The organism is Sphingobacterium paucimobilis HER1398, assembly GCF_000416985.1.
Classification (GTDB): Bacteria; Bacteroidota; Bacteroidia; order Sphingobacteriales; family Sphingobacteriaceae; genus Sphingobacterium; species Sphingobacterium paucimobilis.
Genome location: NZ_ATDL01000003.1, coordinates 130,658 through 151,415, shown reverse-complemented (window position 1 = coordinate 151,415; position 20,758 = coordinate 130,658). Strand labels below are relative to the sequence as shown.

Genomic DNA, 20,758 nt, shown 5'->3' with positions numbered 1-20,758 from the left:
TTCACGCTTTTTATCTAAGTTTAACGTCGAAATAGGTCGATTTAGATATGCGTTTTTCATCGTCACGGAAAAAGTGGCTTATAATAGCCTTAGGAGTTCTTGTTGTATTGTTTGGAGCAGCATTTGCTTTTGCGATGTCCAAACGGCAAGGGTACTTGGATATGGCTGTGCATAAGGCACAAGCAAAGCTTAAGAAAGACTATCAGCTTGATTTTAATGTGGCTAATTATCGCTTTGATGGGCTGACGACTGTTGTTTTTGATCGTGTTGCTCTAATCCCTGTGGGCCGAGATACGTTGGCGACGATGGATCATTTGGGGGTCGGTATTCGGGTATGGCCTTTATTGTTTGGCGAAGTTAAAATAGGTCACTTCGATCTGGATAAGGGCAAAGTCTCCTTTGTCAAAAAAGACACGCTCAGCAATTATGACTTTTTGTTTCGTAAAAAGGAAAAAGATTCCACTTCTGTGGAAGAGCCCAATGAGCGCAACTTCGCAGAGTGGGCACAACGTCTCGCTAAACAGATCTTCTCTAAAGTACCCAGCAATATGCGGATGAATGATTTTGAAATCTCTTACCGGGACAGTCTGCTCCATCAGCGTATACGGGTTCCTAAAGCTATTGTTGATGACGGTGATTTCGAAACGAGTCTTTTTCTGAATGATCATGATGCCGAGTGGCGTCTCCAAGGTTATGTCAATGGCGATCAACAGAAACTCAAAGTCGAAGTATCGTCCAAAGAGAAGAATACAGAGCTGCCTTTTTTACGGGGCAAATATGGTTTGGGCATTAGCTTTGACAAACTGGTTTTTGACCTTGCGGGTATCCGAAAAGTGGAAAAAGATCTGTTGCATGTGACTGGGGCGGTCGAATATGACAACCTGGTGGTCAGGCACAGACGGCTTTCGGACGAGCCGGTGGTCTTGCCTCATGGCCAGGCAACAGGTGGCTTTGCCATTGCTAACGATTATATTGCATTGACTGATAAGTCAAAAATAACGGTCAAAGAGTTTTCTGTATCTCCCAAGGCGAAGTTTACGATCAAACCTGCTAAGAAGATCGAGCTTTCTGTACGTACAGGCCCTTTTGTTGCACAGAATTTTTTTGATGCTATTCCTGTTGGATTATTTGAGAGTTTGGAAGGAATAGGAGTGACGGGGCAAGTCGATTATAACCTTGATTTTGCTGTCGAATTGGATAATCCTGACAATATCGTATTCAAGTCATCAATCGATGACACGGATCTGAAAGTATTACATTGGGGGAAAGCCAAAGTGGACTCGCTTAACTTTCCTTTTGAGTATGATGCTTACGACGATACGACCTTTGTACGGCATATTGTGGTAGGACCAAGCAATCCTGATTTTACACCACTGGGACAGATACCTTATGTACTGAAGACTACCGTACGTAATACGGAAGACCCCTTTTTCTATACACACAATGGTTTTGAAGAAGAGGCTTTTAAATTGTCGATTCGAACGAATATTAAAGAACGTAAGTTTAAGCGTGGGGCGAGTACGTTGTCGATGCAGTTGGTCAAGAATGTGTTTTTGAATCGCAAGAAGACGATGACGCGTAAATTTGAAGAAATTCTGCTGGTCTGGCTTCTGGAGGCTTCGGGTCAGGTCAGTAAGGATAGGCTCTTTGAAATCTATCTGAATGTGATCGAGTGGGGGAAAGATGTGTACGGTATTGCTGAAGCATCGCGGTACTATTTTAAAAAGCGGCCACAGGAGCTCAATCTGGGAGAAAGTCTATTCCTTTCGAGTATTGTGCCGAGACCTAAGACGGGATTGTCTTCCTTTGATTATACGGGACATCTTAAGCCGTGGGTACAGCGTCATTTCAATACCTATGGTTATATCATGACCAAGGTTGGCGATCTGAAAGAGGTCAATGTGCCGGCTAATTATGGTTTTTACGATGTCGTGCTACAGTCAGGCTTACGTCCTCCTGCCCCCTTGGTGCGGGATACGGTATCGCTGGGGGTAGTAGAAGAACATGAACGTCTAATGGAGGAAATGGAGAGAGAGGAGACTGCGAAGAAGTCTATCTTGGAGAAGCTGATGAATAAAGAACAAAAGAATTAAATAAGATGAGAACGATCGAGATTGATAATTTGAAATTCGAACCTTTTATCGAATATGATGAAATAAAAAAGAGAATCCGTCTGATCGGTATAGATATCAATGTGCAATATGCAGACAAACACCCGGTATTTATTGGGGTGTTGAATGGCTGTTTTATGTTTATGGCGGACCTGATGAAACAGGTGCACATCCCCTGTGAAATGTCTTTCGTTAAATTAGCTTCCTACGCTGGGACGGCACAGGGAAGTATACACGAACTCATCGGTGTTGGCATTGATCTGACGGGACGCGATGTGGTTATCGTAGAGGATGTGGTTGACTCTGGTCGATCCTTGAAATATACGATGGAAGCCTTGGAAAAACTGGGGGTGGCGAGTGTGGCGGTGTGTACGCTTTTGTTGAAGCCTGCCTGTCTCCAGCATGAATTTGAAAATATCATGTACGTAGGTTTCGAAATTGACCCTGAATTTGTCGTGGGCTATGGACTGGATTATAACGGGCAGTGCCGTAACCTCCCTGATATTTACAAAGAGGTTACAGGAGCTGGTTAGTTTTTGAAGTCGCAACTGTCGAGGTGGTCATTCACCATGCCTACAGCCTGCATAAAGGCATAACATATCGTTGTTCCAAAGAATTTGATACCTCGTTTTTTTAGATCCTTGGACAGCGCATCGGATTGAGAGGTGCTGGTAGGCGCCTCTTTCATAGAAGCGAGCTGGTTTTGGATAGGTTGTCCATTGGGCATAAAGGTGTAAAGGTAATTGTAGAAAGAGCCAAATTCTTTTTGTATTGTGAGGAATACTTTGGCGTTGTTTACTGCCGCAGCGACTTTTCCGCGGTGTCGTATGATTGCCGGATCCTGTGCTATTTTATCGATCTGTTGTTCTGTAAATTCAGCAACTTTTACCGGATCAAAGCCAGCAAACAGCTTGCGGTACCCTTCGCGCTTCTTTAATACGGTAATCCAGCTCAGACCGGCTTGGGCGGATTCGAGTATAAGGAATTCGAAGAAAATCTGATCATCAGTAACCTTTTTCCCCCATTCTGTATCATGATAGGCTACGTATAGCGGATCGTTTCCGCACCAGGGGCATCTATTGCTTGCTTCACTCATAGAATCGTTTAGTTTTTAAGGACAAAAATCCTACCTTTGAATACACATGAAAACAAAGTATAGGCTGTCGCAAATTAGGAAAAAACTGGAATATCTTCTGATGCTAGTTATAGTGATATTTTCGTTTGTCACCTTAAAGGCACAGACTGTACCATTGACCATACCATCGGATTCCTTGCAACGGGCCGTACAGGATTCTTTGGCGACTGTAGCGTTAAAAAAAGATTCTTTGGCAAGGGTGTATATCTTTTTGGATAACAATAGACCCAATCCGTATCTGGATAGCCTTCGGAAGCAAGTAATTGTAAGCGATAACAATTTTGTGTCTTGGATGGAATTTGCAGCGAGTCTAGTCACTCATAAGGAAGAGGCTACTATGCCGGCTGTTTCGAAAGTGGATCGTCCGCTATGGATCATTGGTGTGCTGATTTTGTTGTTTTTGGGGATAGGGTTGGTTCGATTGTTTTTCTATTCGAATTTTCAAAATATTATCTACGGATTTTTTAATGATCGAGTTCTTGCTCAGATCAGTAAGGAAGATAATGTAGTGACGTCCTGGCCGTACATATTTCTGTATATTATCTTTAGTTTTTCCCTCGGCTTATTTATCCTTATCTATCGGTCTGCCTATAATCCGATGAGCGCTGTGACTTTTGCTAGCTTTTTGCAGATTTCAGTTTTTGTGGCAATTCTGTTCGTTACGAAGATCGTCATGGTCCGGGCTATCGCTATCGTCTTTGAGGTGGAAAGGTTGGTCCGGGAATATATCACCGTACTGTATTTAGTATACTTTAACAGTATGTTAATATTAATGCCGCTATTGCTTTTCGTTACCTTTTTCCCGACCTCATACTTTAAGATAATATTAATTTTCTTTCTCATTGTGGTGTCTATCTTGTTCTTATACCGCTTTTTACGTACCGCTTACAGTGTAGTGGGGAATCTTAGGTTTTCAATCTTTTATTTAATTCTGTATCTTTGCAGCTTAGAAATTGCACCGATTTTAATATTAGTGAAAACACTAAACAATTAAAGATAGAATTTTATGCAGATCGACGTTGCGAGAGCAAAAAAAGTAAAAAGCGTGTTGGTTACATTGCCAAAACCTGAAAATGATAAGTCGCCTTATTTTACGTTAGCGGAAAAGTATAATCTAAAATTGGATTTTCGTGGTTTTATTCATGTAGAGGGGGTTCCTGCTAGAGAAATTAGAAAGGATCGTATTAATTTTTCTGACTTTTCGGCGGTAATATTTACGAGCAAAAATGCCGTTGACCATTTTTTTAGAGTGTGTGAAGAGATGCGATTCGAGGTTTCGGCAGAGTTGAAATATTTTTGCATTTCAGAGGCTATTGCACTTTATCTACAAAAATATATACAATATAGAAAACGGAAGATATTCTTCGGAAAGCAGACTGCCAAGGATTTGGAAGAGGTGTTGAAAAAGCATAGTAAGGAGAAGTTTTTGTTCCCTTGTTCAGATGTGGCTAATGAAGAGACGCAAAAGTGGCTTCAAGATAATGGTTATGATTTTACGCCTGCAGTTTTGTTTAAAACCGTAATAAGTGATATCGCAGACCTAAAGGATGTCTTTTACGATATTATTGTCTTTTTCAGTCCATCCAGCGTACAGTCTCTCTATGAGAACTTTCCGGATTTTGTACAGAATAATACCCGTATCGCTGCATTCGGTACCAGTACGCAACAGGCTTTGTTAGAAAAAGGTTTGCTGTTAGATATTCCTGCTCCGACACCTAGTGCACCAAGTATGACTATGGCTGTAGAGCAATACATCAAGCAGGTCAATAAGTAGAAGGACGTTTCTCAATTTCAAGAATTTCGTTAAAAAGTGTTAAAAGGAAGCTCGAGGAGATCTTTTTTGTTTTTTTTTGAAAATTCTTGATTGAATAACATAATTAACACCTATTTTTAGGTGCTTCTTTTGCTTGTTAAAAGTTTGAGGAGTTTTTTCTCGGAGTTTTTTTATGTGTTAAAAGTCGATTTTTGGTTGGCTTTTTGATGGGATAAAAAGAACTTTGAGTAAAGTTTTAGCTTAGATTATTAATTTATGAAATTTAATCGTTACAGATTGTCTTATGGTTTTGTATGCGTGCTGATAGCGGTAGTCGCCATGGGATGTAAGGGGCCAAGTAATACCGGTGAGCTAGTAGGCGTACGATTGGATAAGTTGAAGGCAAATAAGACTCCACATGGGATGGTACTTATTCCAGGAGGTACTTTTATCATGGGACAATCGGACGAAGATATCGGGTTTTCACAAACCGCCCAAAATCGTCAAGTTACTATTGCTCCGTTTTACATGGACGACACAGAGATATCCAACAGTGAGTATCGTCAGTTTGTCAACTGGGTTCGCGATTCGATTTTAATCCACAATTTTTTAGGGGATGATTCCTATTTTTTGGCCACAGATGATGCCAGTGGTGAACGCTATATCGATTGGGATAAAGTGGCTAAGCAATCACCATGGAAAACTACGGATAAAGATAAACGAGAACGTCTAGGTAGTATGTTCTACCAAGGGGAAGACCGAGTGTTTGGTCGGAATGAGTTGGATGTGCGCCTGTTGAAATATCATTTTGAATGGTATGACCAACAAGCGGCTGTTCGTGGGAAAAATGACCCTTCCAAAAGACGCTCGGATTTTATTATGCGTGATACGATGTTGATCTATCCAGACACGACAGTGTGGCTTGCTGATTTCAGTTATGCAGCCAATGAGCCTATGGTCAACGGGTATTTTTCGCACCCTTCTTTTGACGACTATCCTGTTGTCGGTGTAACTTGGCGACAAGCACAGGCCTTTAACTCTTGGCGTACACAATTGTTTAATAATATGGCTGCGAAGAACCGTGTACAACCGCGTTTCGATTATCAGTTGCCTTCAGAAGCAGAATGGGAGTATGCAGCAAGAGGTGGAAAGACTGGTACACAATACCCATGGGGTGGACCGACAGCACGTAATGCCAGAGGTTGTCTCATGGCCAACTTTAAACCAGGTCGTGGTAATTATATTGATGACGGTGTAGCTTATACTGCACCAGTATATTCCTATTGGCCGAATGACTTTGGACTGTACAATATGGCGGGTAATGTCGCCGAATGGACACAGTCCAGTTATAATGAATCAGCCTACTCTTTTGTCCATGATATGAATCCTACCTATAGTTACAATGCTAAAGCATCGGATCACGAGACGATGAAGAGAAAGGTAATCCGTGGAGGATCATGGAAAGATGTCGGTTTCTTCTTGCAGAACGGAACTAGACAGTATGAGTATCAAGATACCGCCAAGTCGTATATTGGCTTTCGGTCGGTTACACGATACCCTGGGGTAGCATATTAGAATATAAGAGCAATAATATTAATAACGTACTAGTAAATTAGCATTAGTCATATGGCACGCAAAAAGAAATTTGGTTTTGGAATCAACACGCTTATCAACTGGGGAGCGACTGTAGTTATTATCGGTTTGATGTTTAAAATTCTTTCCTTCAAAGGAGGAGAATGGATGATCGGCATCGGGCTCGCTGTCGAGGCTTTGTTGTTTTTCATTATGGGATTTATGGCCGAAGAAAAAGAAGTAGACTGGACAAGAGTATATCCGGAGCTTGATGAGAATTTTAACGGTGAGCTTCCCAAGCGCAGTGCTGTAGCAGCTGTTGCACAACCTGCGGCGGTTGGTAATACTGCTGCATTGGACAAGTTATTGCAAGATGCTAAAATTGATGAGAATCTGATCGGAAATTTAGGCGATGGTTTACGTACGTTCGGGGATAAGGTCGCTGCAATTTCTAAGGTTGCTGATACGGCTACAGCTACGAATCAGTTTGCGGACAAGCTGAATGCTGCTTCTACGGGGGCATCACAGTTAAGCCATGCTTTTGAGCGTGCAGCAGCGGATCTGCAGACCTTTAATGAGGCTTCTGGGGATATGCAACAGTTTAAAGAGCAAGTGAGTACTTTCAATAAAAACTTGACATCATTGAATTCCATCTATGGTAATATGTTGTCGGCAATGAATGCTAATCGTTCCTAAGTATAACTTTAATTGGAAACAGATCTAAGGAAAATTAAAGACTATGGCAGGACATAAGGAAACACCTAGACAGCGGATGATTGGGATCCTATATCTAGTACTACTGGGATTGGTAGCGCTAAATGTATCGGATTCTATTCTAGACGCCTTTAGAAATCTAGGAAATAGTTTAAATACATCGACACAGAATACGCAGGCTGGTATCGACAATATGTTTTTAGCATTTCGGGAAACCAAAATGAAGGAAAACCCAGAGCGTGCGCAACCCTTGTTGACTAAAGCGGAAGAAGCGCAAAAGCTGATTGCGCAATTAACATCTAAGTTGACAGAATACAACCAGGCATTGTCAGGAGCGGGGGGAGGAATGGATGAAGAGACAGGAGACGTCAAATACCGTAGTAGTACGGGGATTTCGACCCGTTTAATGATCAACGAAGGAAGAGGAAAACAACTCCGTGAGCTGATAAATAGCACCGCTGATCAATTGAAAAAACTGACTAATAACGAGGTGAACTTTGCATTGTCGGCCGAGGATCCTGCTCCAAGGGCTGGTGTGAAAAAGACCTGGGAAAATGTAAATTTTGGTGACGGTATTCCATTGACGGCAGCAATTACGGCTTTGGATAAAATTAATGCTGATGCTAAGAATGCGGAATCCGCTGTTGTAAAACATATTTTTGGTAAGATGGATCAGGCTGTGGTCAATTTGGATAAATTTGCAGCCGTGGCTGTTGCGCCGACATCTTATTTGATAGCCGGACAACCGTATACTGCCAAAGTCTTCCTTACGGCCTATGATTCTAAATCAAGTCCGCAGATATCGGTTAATGGTTCTTCGCTGCCAGTGGTGGATGGGCAAGGAACCTATTCTTTGACTCCAGGTGTGGGTACACATACATGGCGCGGATCTATCCGTGTTCAGCAGACAGACGGTACGGTCAAAACATACGAAACTGAGCCTATGACATTTCAGGTTTCGAAACCATCTGCTGTAGTTTCGCCTGACGCGATGAACGTATTGTATATCGGCGTAGACAATCCTATTTCGATCTCGGCACCAGGTGTGCCTGTAGAAAGTTTGAAAGTTTCTGGGGCAGGTGTGAATCTTACATCGAAAGGTGACGCCAAGTACACCGCTCGTGTTTCATCGCCTGGTGATGTTTCTTTGGCTGTGACAGCTACCATAGATGGAAAGACCCAAAATCTGGGTACTTCGAAGTTTCGTGTGAAACGTATTCCTCAGCCTACTGCGCGTGTGGGAGGAAAGACTGGGGGACGTATTTCGGCGGCACAATTAAGAGGACAGACTGTCGTGTCGGCCTCCTTGGATAATTTTGATTTTGATGCTAAATTTAGAGTTACTAAATTCAGTATGTATATCGCTATACCTCGGGTAGATCCTATCGGACCTTATTCTTCTTCTGGCAATGATTTTAGTGCGCAGATGAAGTCAGGACTTAGTGGTGTTAAAGCTGGTTCGGTCGTAATGATCTACGATATTGTAGGGATAGGACCTGATGGTGTAGCACAAAACTTGGAACCTATTACATTCCAGGTTACAAATTAGTAGCATAATAAGTATTATTATGAAAAAGATAGTTTTATCAATTGCTTGTACGGTATTGGCCTTGGCCACGGTAGCGCAGGATGCTAATCTCACGAATAGCACAAAGCCCACTCGTACGCCAGCAGATGAGCCTCCCATTGATGGGTACTATAAAAATACGGATATCGAGAACCGTAAGGTAATTCCGTACTCGCCTATCAGACAAACGGATGTTTTTTATAGAAAAAGGGTATGGAGGGAAGTTGATCTCCGAGAAAAGATGAATCAGATTTTTGCTTCACCGAAAGCTCGGTTAATGGATATCATCGTCACAGCTATCCAAGCGGGAGAGCTGACAGCATATGATCCAACTCCAACTGCGGATAATCCAACGGGCGATAACTTTGAGAAAATGCAGATCTTGCCGATTGATCAGGTGATGGCACGCTTGGGTGGCGATAGTGTATTGGTAGAGCAGTTTAACGAAAATAATGAAGTTATCAGCTCCAAATATGAGAGCCGTGCGTTCAGTGGAGAGAATGTAATCAAATTTAGAATCAAAGAAGACTGGATTTTTGATAAGCAACGTTCGGTGTTTGAGCCCCGTATTGTGGGGATAGCTCCTCTTATCACTCCTCAGATTCCTGGTATGGAGAATGTTGCAACAGGTGGATCAGGAACAACCAACGATAGTGGCTACGATCCTTTCGACCCTTTCGCTGTAAAACCAGAGGGATCGGCTAGTGAAAATTCAACTACACCTGATAAGGCACCTTCTTTGCCGACGACAGATGCTTTTGGACCAGCAGTAGATGCTACTCCTGCATTTTGGATTTACTTTCCAGAAGCTAGACACGTCCTTGTAAATAAGGAAGCGATGAATAGACATAATGCAGCTACGGGATTGAGTTATGATGATATCTTTATCAAGCGTCTGTTTTCAAGTTATATCATTAAACAAGATAACCCAGAAGACCTTCGTATAAAAGATTATATTCAAGATGATGTGGAAAGATTGCTGGAATCCGAAAGGATCAAGAAAGTAATCATGGATTGGGAACAGGATCTATGGTCTTATTAATTAAAATAAGTGATGAAAGTCACTTGTTTTCTCAGAATATTTTCTCAACTTAGTATTTAGAATCTTTCTAGATAAAAGAGCTATTTGGCGAATTCTCTCGTCTAGATATCTGTTTTTGTATAGATTTGTTTAATATTGTTGCATATAAGGGGAATAAAACAAAAAGCTTGTGAAACTACAACCTGTCGAGAAAATCTCCGGAATCGCTCCAAATGACTTTGTGAGAGATTACCTAAATAAGGGACAACCTGTAATCATTAAGGACTTTATAAGCCCGGATAGTGCCTGTTGGACCAAATGGAGTTACGACTATTTCAAGGAAATAGCCGGAAGTGAAGTTGTAAATATTTATGGTAAGGAAGAAGAAAGCCAAAATTATGCAGCTAGTCCGCCCGTAGGTAAAATGACTTTTGGCGAATATTTAGATAAGATAAGTGCAGAACCTACAGAACTGAGACTTTTCTTATTCAACCTTCTTAAATTAAGACCTGAACTAAAGAAAGATGTGGTGTATAATGATGTGACCGGAGGAAAAGTGATCCAGGGTCTGCCTTATATGTTCTTTGGGGGTGAGGGATCTGCCACGAGAAATCACTTTGATATTGATATGTCGCATGTGTTTATTTCCCAATTTCAGGGATATAAGCGGATTTGGTTGTTTCCAAATAACCAATCAGACTTGATGTACAAACTGCCTTATAACTTTCACAGTATTGCTAACTTGAAAACAAGCAGTACGGATGTATATCCTGCCCTGAAGCTTTTACACGGTTATGAGGCGGTCATAGGCCCTGGAGAGACATGTTATATGCCTGCAGGATGGTGGCATTATATCCAATACGAGACGGAAGGTTATTCCATCTCGGTTCGTGCTCTAGCAAACTCCTTCGGAGAGAAATTGAAAGGTGCACGGAATCTTTTCATCACGAGACATTTTGATGATACGATGCGGAAGATATTCAAGAATAAATGGCTCGATTATAAAGTAGAAGTCGCGACAAAACGAGCGAATAAAGCGATTAAACGATGTCAAAAATAAAAGAAGCGAGCTAATCTAGCTCGCTTTTTTTAATCAGTCACTTCCTCATCTGCGCTAACTGCATTTCTGTAAAAAAGAGTGTAGGGATCTGATGGGTAGATAGGTGTGTCAGGATTGTGTTTGAAAGGGATTTCTGTATTAAAAATCTCTTCTAGGGTCGTCCGGAGGAAATCAACGAATTGTTCCTTCTGATTTGCTAGAAATTCGCCTTCCATCAGTGCGCCATAACTGCCGTAAAACAAGGTGCCTTCTTCTCGCATCTTACGGGCTACATAAAGGTGGGGCTCGAGATCACGGTGTCCTGTAACCTGTTCAAAGACATAGGTGTAAAAGAGTGTCTGTACGAGAGCCTTGTTTTCCGTATTGGACGTAAGGACCTTTTCCATTGTCGAAAATTTTACGGCATCAGCCCCTGTTTTGTAATCGACGATTCGTGTTTTTACTTCGCCCAGATCTGTCACCACTTGATCGACTCTGTCTATGATTCCATAAAGAGTAACCGTTTCTGTTCGGTTATCGATTTGAATAGGAAAGTCCATGGTATAGTCCTGATCATTTTCCAATTCAACTATTCGGAACGATTGATAGTTGTCTATATCATATTGAATATACATTTTGACATATTCGCTTGCAATCTTGTGCATGATATGTTGCAAGCTGTTAAAATCATCTATCGATTGGCTTTCAATGTGGTATAATGATGTTATTTCCTGTTGTACCAGTAGCTCAACAGACGGTATTTTGTCTTTGAGTGTAGCGGTCGGGGTGAAGTCTTCTATACCTTTGTAAGGTTGAAGTATTTTTTCCATTACCTCATGGATTACTGTGCCTAAGCGGTTCATCTCAAATTCTTGTGAAATAGAAGGTGGTTCCTTGATCTCGGCTACATGCTTTAAGAAAAACTGCAGCGGCGAAGCGAGATAGGTTGTAAGCGCTGTTGCCGATATCCTACGTCCTCCTTCTATAAAAGTACGGTACATCTTGTCCCATATTGCTCCCGTTTTTGGAATGATAAGTTCGGTAGCTACTGGTGGAAACTGAATGGGTTGCTGCTGTTGATGCTTTGCAAAATGCATCTGACTTTCAAACTCCAACTGACGTATAAAGCGACTTTCTTCACCGGTACTGCTTTCATCGACGATGCCATTGTAGAATATATGGATATCGCTACTGTATTGGAAGTGTCTGTAGAAAAGATAAGCGGTCAGTGCGTCTTGATTTTCTAAGATCGGGAGATTGTAGGCACGTCTTAGGTTATTTGGTAAGAAGGTAACACCGCTGGAGACTTTGGGCAATATACCCTCATTTGCCCCAAGGATATATACCTGGTCAAAATTGAGACAGCGGCTCTCTAATAGGCCCATGATCTGTATACCATCCAAGGGATCTCCTTCGATTGCAGAATTGATCGTGACGATAGCTTTTCGGATCAAGCCTATTTGAAATAGAATACTCAGCTTTGGTATTTTTGAGAAACCGAGTTGCAGTTGATTAAGTACCTTCTTGGTTTCGATCAGAAGGTTGGCGTCTATCTGTTTTATTTGCGTGTCCTGTGCTAATGAAGTCAATATGTTGTCCAAGATAGCAATCAAGATCGGGACGACTTGCTTGTTGTCGGACAATGGCTTGAAAAAGTCGGAAAGAATACTGCTGTTGATCGCTATGTCTTGGAGACTGATCTCGAATAGCTGCTTTTCGTTTATAAAGTCCTGGTTGGCCTTCTTTTCCGTTGCGGAAACCCGTGTCATTGGGTTGTTGAGGAAGGTCTCCAGGTATTGATAGGGCAACTTTGTCCTCTTGAAGTGAGATATTGCTTCATGTACGTCCATCCAAAGGTTGAGGACGCCGAAAATAGGTGATTGGGTCAAAGGAAATCCTGTTGTGATATTCACTTTTAGTTCCGGAAGACTTTGTAATAGCGGAACCAGGAGCGTCTCATCGGCTAATAATATGGCGATACTTTTTCCTTCTTTTTCTTGCTCGTTCAGGACTTGATGGAGCAATTTTGTTTGGCTGACTTTTCCCGTGGATGCATAGAGATGGACGGTGTCTTTACGTTGGCCTATTATATCCTGAGGATTTCCTAATGCATTGATGAGCTCCGTCTGTAAAATGTTGCGACGGATAAAAAGCCCCGCTTCTTGTTGTTGGTCATTCAGGTAATAGGTGTCTGCGTCGAAGTAAAATAGGGCGCGTTCTTCTTCCTGCCAACGTTGAAAGAGCGTGGCTTCGGCTTTGTTTAACGCATTGAATCCTACGAAAAGTACTTTTTTATAGGAGGCAACAAAATCTGGATTGTCCATCGTACCCTCTACTAGATTACGATATATCGTGGGGTAGTTGGTTTGGTGTTGGTCTTCTAGTTTCGCTTTTAATTTTTTGTAGAGAATTGGAAGGCGCTTCCATAGTTTTAAAAATCGTTGCTGTACACCTGTATGCCCTGCCATATGGAAGGATTGCCAAAATTGGCGTATGAATTCCTGTTGTTCTATTGTTAAGTGCTGAAACTCGATATCAATACGGCTGGTATCATACAGTTCCATGTAGATATGGTCAATATCGACAAGGTCATAATCCAATTGACCAAAGTCACTTAATATAATTTCGGCAATAGGATAGAATTCTTCTAAGGGTTCTGGCGGGAGCCCTTCGGTAGCCAGAAGATCATTGTGGAGATCGAAAAGATAGAAAAATTGTGTCAATGGGCTTACTTGCTCTTTGTTGGAAGATAAGCCCAAGAACTCTTGTATGGTGAAGAATTGCGGAGACCATATCGCTTGTGCGTAGGTATCAGCCAAATGTTTTTTAAGGTATGTAATAGGCCGCTTGTTGTTGAATACAATAGCTATATCGGACAGGTCATTGCCAAATCGTTGTTGTATATCTTGTGCGACTAATTTTAGAAAAGGAATCATTTTTTTAATATTGAGACATTAGTACTGCGTCTTGGGGCTACATTGTTGCCCTTTAGCGATTTCACTTTTTAACGTACTTCGACTAGTTCATTGACTTTAGCATAATACAGGTAGCCTTTGACTTGTTTGTAACCTAGGTTTTGTAATGCTTTCATGTACTGATCTACCTGTGTTTTGTGTTCGATATAATTGTCACTCGTAAATTTGAAATCCAATACAATCGTTTCCTGGTCATTCGTAAATACCTTGTCTGGACGCAGTGTTCGCCCATCAGAGGTGATTATAGCGGATTCGTTCCATATTTTATGTTGACCGATTAACCAGGGATGTATCTGTGGGTGGTGCCAGATTTGGTTTATTTCTTTTTCCAGAATGTCTTTGTTTTCGACAGCAAGTATACCTTCGTCAATATAACGGGCTATGATTTTAGCTATGTCGCTCTCTTCGGCGGCCTCGGCCATGATCTCATGGGCCAGTATCCCGTATTGCGATGCTTTTTCCATCATTAATATGGTATTGATACTGCGATGGCTCGATTTGTTCAGCGCACTTTCCATGGCCCTTGATGTTGGATAGAAGGGCAGCGCAATGCTTTGGTTATCTTGATGTGTTGATTTTGCATCAGATAGGGGAGAAATAGGTTGGTCGATGTGCAACTGACCGTCCTCCAGAACAAATGGCGAGTTGGGCTGTGCCAATACCTGATAAAGGGCATCTGATATAAGCTCGTTTTTAATGTCCATTCCCGTGATTTCTCCCGTCTTCTTATCTACGGTTTCCTTAAATGCAGGAGCCGTAATATAAAGGTGTTCTACAGCACGTGTCGTGGCTACGTATAGAGTGTTGAGCGAATCCATATAATTGAATAGCATCTCTTCGTAATATTGTTTGTAAAAAATAGAACGGGCTACATTGCTGTTGTATTTGATGGGTATCTTTCCCAATTGCGCAAAGGGTGAGTTGTCGGTGTCTATCCAAAAATCACCATTCAGCATACCATCTATGCTCCAGGAGCAGAAGGGAATCATCACCACATCATAGGCTAGTCCTTTAGATTTATGAATGGTCGTTACCTCTATAGCATTGACTTTGCCGTTGGATGGCAGAGCGGCTTTATTTCCATCTTGCTCCCAAAATTCGAGAAATTGTGTGATACCACGTTCGCCATTTGCAGTAAAACTGCCGACGATATCTTTGAAAGTCAAGATATAAGGGAGGTGTAGGTTGCCTGGAGAGGTGAATCCATAAATCTCGATCAATTTTTCTATGAGATGAATCAGTGGTAGCTTTTGCCATAGCTCCCAATTGGTAACTAATTCATCTGGCAGGATCTCGCGATAAGCTTGTATTTCATTGGCTTTAAACTGCAACCATAGGGCGGGGTCAAAGCTTGTATTGCTTTGGATCAGCTGATAGAGATAGGCTATTCGTGCATGATGTATGACATGTTGATCCGAGGTATACACGATCGCCTTTAATGTCTCGATCAATAAGTTGACCGCATCGTTGGATGCCAGTGACAAGGCGTCGCCTGAAATAACATCAAACGTCAAGCTGTTCCTGTTTTTATAATCCATTAGCTTTTGTATGATGAGCATAGCCTGGGCATTACTACGAACCAAGATACCGATCTGCTTTGCTTCATACCTTCCTGTTGAGATCCATTGTCCTATTTTCTGACAAAGCTGTTCAGCGGCATTATCTACGGTCTGTTTGGCTCTGAAGCGACCATCTGTAACTGGGAAATAATCTATTTCGATCGATCCCTGTTGTACCCTATTATCCGCTTTTTGCTGGGGTATGGACTGGCTGCTGTTTTCATAGGCTTGTATCAACATGTTATGATTGCCCTCATGCTCCCACCATTGCAACCCTTCGTCAGAGAGTTCTTCGGATACTTTCTCATTCAGCACGTGCTGGAGGTGTGCAGGAATCTGTTGGTAGAGGTAATTGTTGAAACGTATTATGTTGGGCAGACTTCTGAAGTTGGTTTCTAAAACCCCATTTTCTATAAAGCTGCTCTGAGTACCAGTGGATAGATGGAAGGTGTTGACAACCTGTTTTTCGACCTGTTGGAGTAAGATACGCCAGTCTCCATTGCGCCAGCGGTATATACTTTGTTTGACATCTCCGACGATGAGGTGTTCATTACGTCCTCCGGCTGTGTTGCCGAGTGCATTTAATAATAAAGGACTATAGTTCTTCCATTGGATACGAGAGGTGTCTTGAAATTCGTCAAATAGAAAGTAATTGTACCTGTTTCCTATTTTTTCCCATATAAAGGTGGGATCATTGTTGTTGTCAAGCCCCAGCTTATTGAGTAATATCTGTGAGTCAGAAATCAACTGAGCAGCATTCTCTTTGCGCCATGTGCCTAATAGATCGCTCATTTCTTTTAAGAGGCGCAGGTAGTACAGGTTTCCTTGCACGGCTTGGTAAGCTATATATATAGGTGTCAGTTTTCGGAGCTCTACAAACTGTTGCAATACGGGCTGAAAGGCCTGGATGTAGTCGTGTCTTACGTTTTTTTCGGTGTCGGTGAAAGCTTCTTCATTGTCGATGAGCAGGAGAAATCTTTCCATTAGCTTGTCAAGTTCTGAAAGCGATAGCTTTTGTACATTACTGGACACTTTGCTTGCTGCAACAAGCTTATTGCGGGATTTTCCTTTTAGTTCATCCGCTTGGACTCCTACTGTACGGTATGTATCCTGAAAGGAGGTAATCGCCAGGCTAAGGGCATCCAGGTAGGATTGCGTTTTCTCGATGACTTCCGTGTTGAGAAGATTGAAAATCTCGGCTGTATTTGCTGTCGTTAATGCGGCATCGAATTCTTGAAAATTTTCGGAGAATATCAGTCCTGCGAGTTGAGTGAGCTGATTTCTGTAATTCCAGTTTTCATTATTGTTTATTTTTTTTTCCGCATAGCCGATAATCCAGTTGAGCAGGTCGGGCCGCTCATCGAGCAGTTGGTTGAGCATTAGGGTAAGGTCTGTTTTGACCTTGTTGGTGTTCATTTCAATTTTATAGGCCGCATCGAGATTGAGTTCATAGGTAAAGGCACGTATCACTTTTTGTGAAAAACCGTCAATGGTGCTTATGGTGAAATGACTGTAGTCGTGCAGGATCCTACGATAGGCTCGGTGTGCTTTTTGTTGAATGATGGTGGCAGTCCATGTTGGGTTTTGTTTCAATAGTAACTCCCGGAAGCTTTCTATCTTAGGGCTGCTGTCGTCGACAGCGAGACCTTGGAGTACAGAAAGAATTCGCTCCTTCATCTCTGCAGTAGCCTTATTGGTGAAGGTGACGGCCAAGATCTCCCGATAATTGTTTTCATTATCCAGCAATAGGGAGAGGTAATGGAGAGTAAGGCTGAAGGTCTTTCCCGAGCCAGCAGAAGCTTTCAGAATTTTGAGGGGAGCTACATTGTTCATTTTACAAAGTAAAAATTAAAAAGCACAAATTAAAAAGTTATTTGTTACTTTACGTTCTACAATTATTAAACTAAAAAGGCTTTTATGAAGTATTTCGTTCTATTTCTTTTTTTATGTGCTGGCTTGAATTATTCCTGTAAAAAAGATACGGAGGATTCCCTTTCTATTCCGATTTTTTCTAAAATAGATCGTTTGGAATTTCATTATACAGCTCCGTCATTTGGCCCTACGTTGATCGATGACATTGTATACGATGAGAAAGGGCGGATCATTGGTTTTCAAGGGGAGTCGTACCAATACAATAATGCAGGTAAGGTGACGAAGATAGACGTAAAAATAGAACCTTCTGAATTTGTTAATTCTGCAGACCATTATTGGTTTGATCTGACGTATGATCATTTGGGGCGTTTCAAGTCTATATCGGACGTTCAGTTTAAAGAACCTTCGTCTTCGTCTGAGGGCGGGATGTATATTCGCCCTGGCGTCGAATCTAGGAGTTATTCCCTTGGTTATGGAGACAATTCTTCGCTTCCGTCGACCATTGATTGTCCTCACGCAGTATATACGTCTGGCGTACAGTTTCCAAGTGGATTCGAAAAAGGAACATCTGTGGGAATGTTTGAACACAAAAAAAGCAATATCGTGGCTGAAAAGATGACAGTCAAGGGGAAAGTGAATGGAAAATGGAACCCTGAGGCTGAAGAAATTGAAATTAAAAGCAACCGTTCATTTTCGTATGATTCCAGTTACAATGTCTATATGTTTTTGTTTGGGTCGCTTGGCTTTGTTCCTAAGGAAGTAGAAAAGGCGTTATCTTTAGAGCCTTTCGTAATATATAATAAGAATAATATGGTCAATGTGGAGGTTGATGGAAAATCCATGAATATCGATTATATGTACGATGAGCAGAGGCGGATCAAAGAAATCAAGCGAGGTCATACTACGCTAAAGATTTTCTATAAAATATAGCGATCTTCTTCTTATGGTTTTTAATTTTTAATTTTCCCTTTTTAATCTTTATCTTTGCGTCCCCTCTTACATGCAGTACGGGGGATATGTTGAATACATAAATAATAATCAAACATGGCAACTAAAATCAGATTGCAAAGACACGGTAAAAAAGGAAAACCTTTTTACCACGTAGTAGTAGCAGACTCACGTGCTCCACGTGATGGTAAATTCATCGAGCGTTTAGGTTCTTATAACCCAAACACTAATCCAGCGACTATCGTTTTAGATTTCGATAAAGCATTGGATTGGATGAACAAAGGTGCTCAACCTACAGACACAGCACGTGCTATCCTTTCTTACAAAGGTGTGTTGTACAAAAAACACTTGCAAGGTGGTATTAAAAAAGGTGCTTTTGATGAAGCTAAAGCTGAAGAGCTTTTTGCTAACTGGGCTGATGGCAATGCAGCTAAAATCGAAGGTAAAAAATCTGGCTTAGCTACAGCTAAAGAAGAAGCTAAAAAATTAGCTCTAGCAGCTGAAGCTAAGAAAAAAGAAGAAATTGCAGCAGCAGTAGCAGCTAAAAATGCACCAGTTGAAGAAGCTCCTGCTGAAGAAGCGGAAGTAGAAGCTCCTGAAGCAACTGAAGGTGCTGAAAACACAGAAGAAACTGAAGGTTAATCTTTCATAAAGTATTCAAAGAAAAGGTCGATTCATGATATGGATCGACCTTTTTATTTTTATTTTTGCCTTTTTACGTAAAGAATATGACAATAGAGGACAGTTTTTATATCGGCTATGTAAGCAAGACGAGAGGACTCAAAGGAGAGGTACAGTTGTTTTTCGAATTTGAGGATTATGATGAGTTGGAACTTGAGGTTATTTTTTTAGAGGTCAACAAGAAATTGGTGCCCTATTTTGTGGATCAGGTCAAGCTGCATAACAATAGTACAGCCTATGCTACATTTGAAGATGTTGACCATATAGACAAGGCACAGGTATTGGTTCGTAAGAAAATGTACCTGCCGAATGATAAGATGCCTGAGAGAGATCCCGATGATTTTCGTTACACGGATCTGGTCGGTTATCTCGTGATCGATGAAGAGTACGGTGAACTTGGTGAGATTATCAATGTACAGGAAATGCCACAACAGTTTATTGCCACAGTAGACATGGATGGCAAAGAACTGATGTTTCCATTGTCCGAAGATCTGATATTGGGTATCGATGCTGAGGAAGAAATTATTGAGGTGGAGCTGCCAGAAGGATTGGTGGAGCTGTATAAAGAATAATTTTTTTTCTTTCCGTTTTTTCTTTCCGTTTTAAAAACCGATATTAGCTCTGCTTATAGAGAAAGGCCGAGGGAATAGACCCGCTGAAGCCTTAGCAACCTGACACTGTTCAAGGTGCTACATTCTACCCTCCAATTGGCGGGAAAGATAAGCTGAACGCACAATGCCTTTGTGTGCTTTCTCTTGGCCTTAATATATTTGTATGAAGATTATCGACCATATTAAACAGGCTGATGGAAAGACCTTGTTCTCCTTTGAACTTCTTCCTCCTGCCAAGGGTAAGGGAATCCAGAGTATTTTTAATACGATGGATAAATTGATGGAGTTCAATCCTCCTTTTATCGATGTTACGTACCATCGCGAAGACTACCTCTATAAAGAGCATGCCGGTGGGTTGTTGGAACGGGTTGCGTATCGTAAGCGTCCAGGTACGGTAGCCATCTGTGCCGCAATCATGAATAAATATAAGGTAGATGCTGTGCCACACCTTATCTGTGGCGGTTTTACCAAAGAGGAAACGGAGAATGCACTGATCGATCTTAATTTCTTAGGTATCGACAATGTTTTGCTTTTACGTGGCGATGCGCGTAAAGGGGATGCGGATTTTATTCCAACTCCCGGCGGACATGCGTATGCGACGGAGTTACTACAACAGGTGCTTAGTATGAATGCAGGGCATTATCTTCACGAGGATATGGAGAGTTCGGAACAAACCGATTTTTGTATCGGAGTGGCTGGTTATCCAGAAAAACACTTTGAATCGCCCAACTTCAATACGGATTTTAAGTGGCTGAAGAAGAAAGTGGAGATGGGAGCGGACTTTATCGTGACACAGATGTTCTATAATATTGATAAGTATAAAGAGTTTGTCACTAAATGTCGGGATAATGATATTCATGTGCCAATTATTCCAGGACTTAAACCGTTGACTTCTAAAAAACAGCTGATTGCGCTGCCTAAGATATTCCATTTGGATATTCCAGAAGAGCTCAGTGATGCGGTCGACGCCTGCAAAACGAATGCGGATGTGCATCTTGTAAGTCAGGAATGGATGGTCAATATGTGTAAGGAGTTGATTGATTTTGGTGCGCCGGTTTTACATTTTTACACGATGAGTAACCCTGGTCCTACGCAAAAGATCGTCGAGCAGTTGGCGTAAAGGTATAGGGGGTAATGATCAATGGTGGATTGCTAATTTATGGGCTATGTATTTTAGTTTTAGAAGCACAGGTTCTGATT

Annotated in this window: 16 protein-coding genes and 1 riboswitch; of the genes, 13 read left to right on the top strand and 3 right to left on the bottom strand. The window is 41.6% G+C overall.

All coding sequences use genetic code 11. From position 1 onward, the window contains the following. Positions 1 to 47: 47 nt before the first annotated feature. On the top strand, positions 48 to 2,093 hold the full coding sequence (locus M472_RS25170) for a transglycosylase domain-containing protein (RefSeq protein WP_021068589.1): 2,046 nt from the start codon (positions 48 to 50) through the stop codon (positions 2,091 to 2,093). A gap of 5 nt (positions 2,094 to 2,098) precedes the next feature. Then, positions 2,099 to 2,644, top strand: a complete 546-nt coding sequence (locus M472_RS25165) for a phosphoribosyltransferase (RefSeq protein ID WP_021068588.1) — start codon at positions 2,099 to 2,101, stop codon at positions 2,642 to 2,644. Here M472_RS25165 and M472_RS25160 read toward each other — a convergent pair. Next, positions 2,641 to 3,207 carry a DNA-3-methyladenine glycosylase I gene (locus tag M472_RS25160; protein WP_021068587.1) on the bottom strand — a complete coding sequence of 189 codons (567 nt, stop codon included), beginning with the start codon at positions 3,205 to 3,207 and terminating at the stop codon, positions 2,641 to 2,643. The two genes, M472_RS25165 and M472_RS25160, sit on opposite strands and share 4 nt — an antisense overlap. Before the next feature lie 100 nt (positions 3,208 to 3,307). Between M472_RS25160 and M472_RS25155 the strand changes: the two genes are divergently transcribed. The 7 genes from M472_RS25155 (at position 3,308) to M472_RS25125 (ending at position 10,933) form a co-directional block, all read left to right on the top strand. Next, positions 3,308 to 4,240 carry a DUF4271 domain-containing protein gene (locus M472_RS25155; protein ID WP_031301285.1) on the top strand — a complete coding sequence of 311 codons (933 nt, stop codon included), beginning with the start codon at positions 3,308 to 3,310 and terminating at the stop codon, positions 4,238 to 4,240. A 12-nt stretch (positions 4,241 to 4,252) separates the two neighbouring features. Next, entirely contained in the window at positions 4,253 to 5,020 is a 768-nt protein-coding gene (locus tag M472_RS25150; protein ID WP_021068585.1) for a uroporphyrinogen-III synthase, read from the top strand. A gap of 255 nt (positions 5,021 to 5,275) precedes the next feature. Then, positions 5,276 to 6,574 carry a T9SS ring complex lipoprotein PorK/GldK gene (gene porK / locus M472_RS25145; RefSeq protein ID WP_031301284.1) on the top strand — a complete coding sequence of 433 codons (1,299 nt, stop codon included), beginning with the start codon at positions 5,276 to 5,278 and terminating at the stop codon, positions 6,572 to 6,574. Positions 6,575 to 6,625: 51 nt separating this feature from the next. Further along, complete coding sequence (gene porL, locus M472_RS25140) at positions 6,626 to 7,267, top strand: type IX secretion system motor protein PorL/GldL (RefSeq protein WP_021068583.1); 642 nt, start codon at positions 6,626 to 6,628, stop codon at positions 7,265 to 7,267. Between the two features lie 43 nt (positions 7,268 to 7,310). Then, positions 7,311 to 8,834, top strand: coding sequence for a type IX secretion system motor protein PorM/GldM (gene porM / locus M472_RS25135; protein ID WP_021068582.1), 1,524 nt, complete (start codon positions 7,311 to 7,313; stop codon positions 8,832 to 8,834). A gap of 19 nt (positions 8,835 to 8,853) precedes the next feature. Continuing rightward, positions 8,854 to 9,894: a type IX secretion system ring subunit PorN/GldN gene (gene porN / locus M472_RS25130; RefSeq protein ID WP_021068581.1), complete on the top strand. Its 1,041-nt coding sequence runs from the start codon at positions 8,854 to 8,856 to the stop codon at positions 9,892 to 9,894. A 169-nt stretch (positions 9,895 to 10,063) separates the two neighbouring features. Then, positions 10,064 to 10,933 carry a cupin-like domain-containing protein gene (locus M472_RS25125; RefSeq protein ID WP_021068580.1) on the top strand — a complete coding sequence of 290 codons (870 nt, stop codon included), beginning with the start codon at positions 10,064 to 10,066 and terminating at the stop codon, positions 10,931 to 10,933. 29 nt (positions 10,934 to 10,962) lie between these two features. On the opposite strand, the gene M472_RS25120 is transcribed toward M472_RS25125, so the two are convergent. Then, a complete protein-coding gene (locus tag M472_RS25120) occupies positions 10,963 to 13,848 on the bottom strand; it encodes a PD-(D/E)XK nuclease family protein (RefSeq protein WP_021068579.1) in 2,886 nt (961 codons plus the stop codon). Between the two features lie 68 nt (positions 13,849 to 13,916). Next, positions 13,917 to 17,279 carry a UvrD-helicase domain-containing protein gene (locus tag M472_RS25115; RefSeq protein WP_021068578.1) on the bottom strand — a complete coding sequence of 1,121 codons (3,363 nt, stop codon included), beginning with the start codon at positions 17,277 to 17,279 and terminating at the stop codon, positions 13,917 to 13,919. Between the two features lie 84 nt (positions 17,280 to 17,363). Between M472_RS25115 and M472_RS25110 the strand changes: the two genes are divergently transcribed. From M472_RS25110 to M472_RS25095, 4 genes are all read left to right on the top strand, one after another. Continuing rightward, positions 17,364 to 18,248: a hypothetical protein gene (locus tag M472_RS25110; protein ID WP_021068577.1), complete on the top strand. Its 885-nt coding sequence runs from the start codon at positions 17,364 to 17,366 to the stop codon at positions 18,246 to 18,248. Positions 18,249 to 18,362: 114 nt separating this feature from the next. Further along, complete coding sequence (locus tag M472_RS25105; protein ID WP_021068576.1) at positions 18,363 to 18,908, top strand: 30S ribosomal protein S16; 546 nt, start codon at positions 18,363 to 18,365, stop codon at positions 18,906 to 18,908. 86 nt (positions 18,909 to 18,994) lie between these two features. Further along, positions 18,995 to 19,519, top strand: coding sequence for a ribosome maturation factor RimM (gene rimM / locus M472_RS25100; RefSeq protein ID WP_021068575.1), 525 nt, complete (start codon positions 18,995 to 18,997; stop codon positions 19,517 to 19,519). Positions 19,520 to 19,569: 50 nt separating this feature from the next. Continuing rightward, positions 19,570 to 19,673: riboswitch (SAM riboswitch) on the top strand. A gap of 48 nt (positions 19,674 to 19,721) precedes the next feature. Further along, the gene (locus M472_RS25095) at positions 19,722 to 20,678 is read left to right on the top strand and encodes a methylenetetrahydrofolate reductase (RefSeq protein WP_021068574.1); all 957 of its coding nucleotides are present in this window, start codon (positions 19,722 to 19,724) and stop codon (positions 20,676 to 20,678) included. Positions 20,679 to 20,758: the final 80 nt, after the last annotated feature.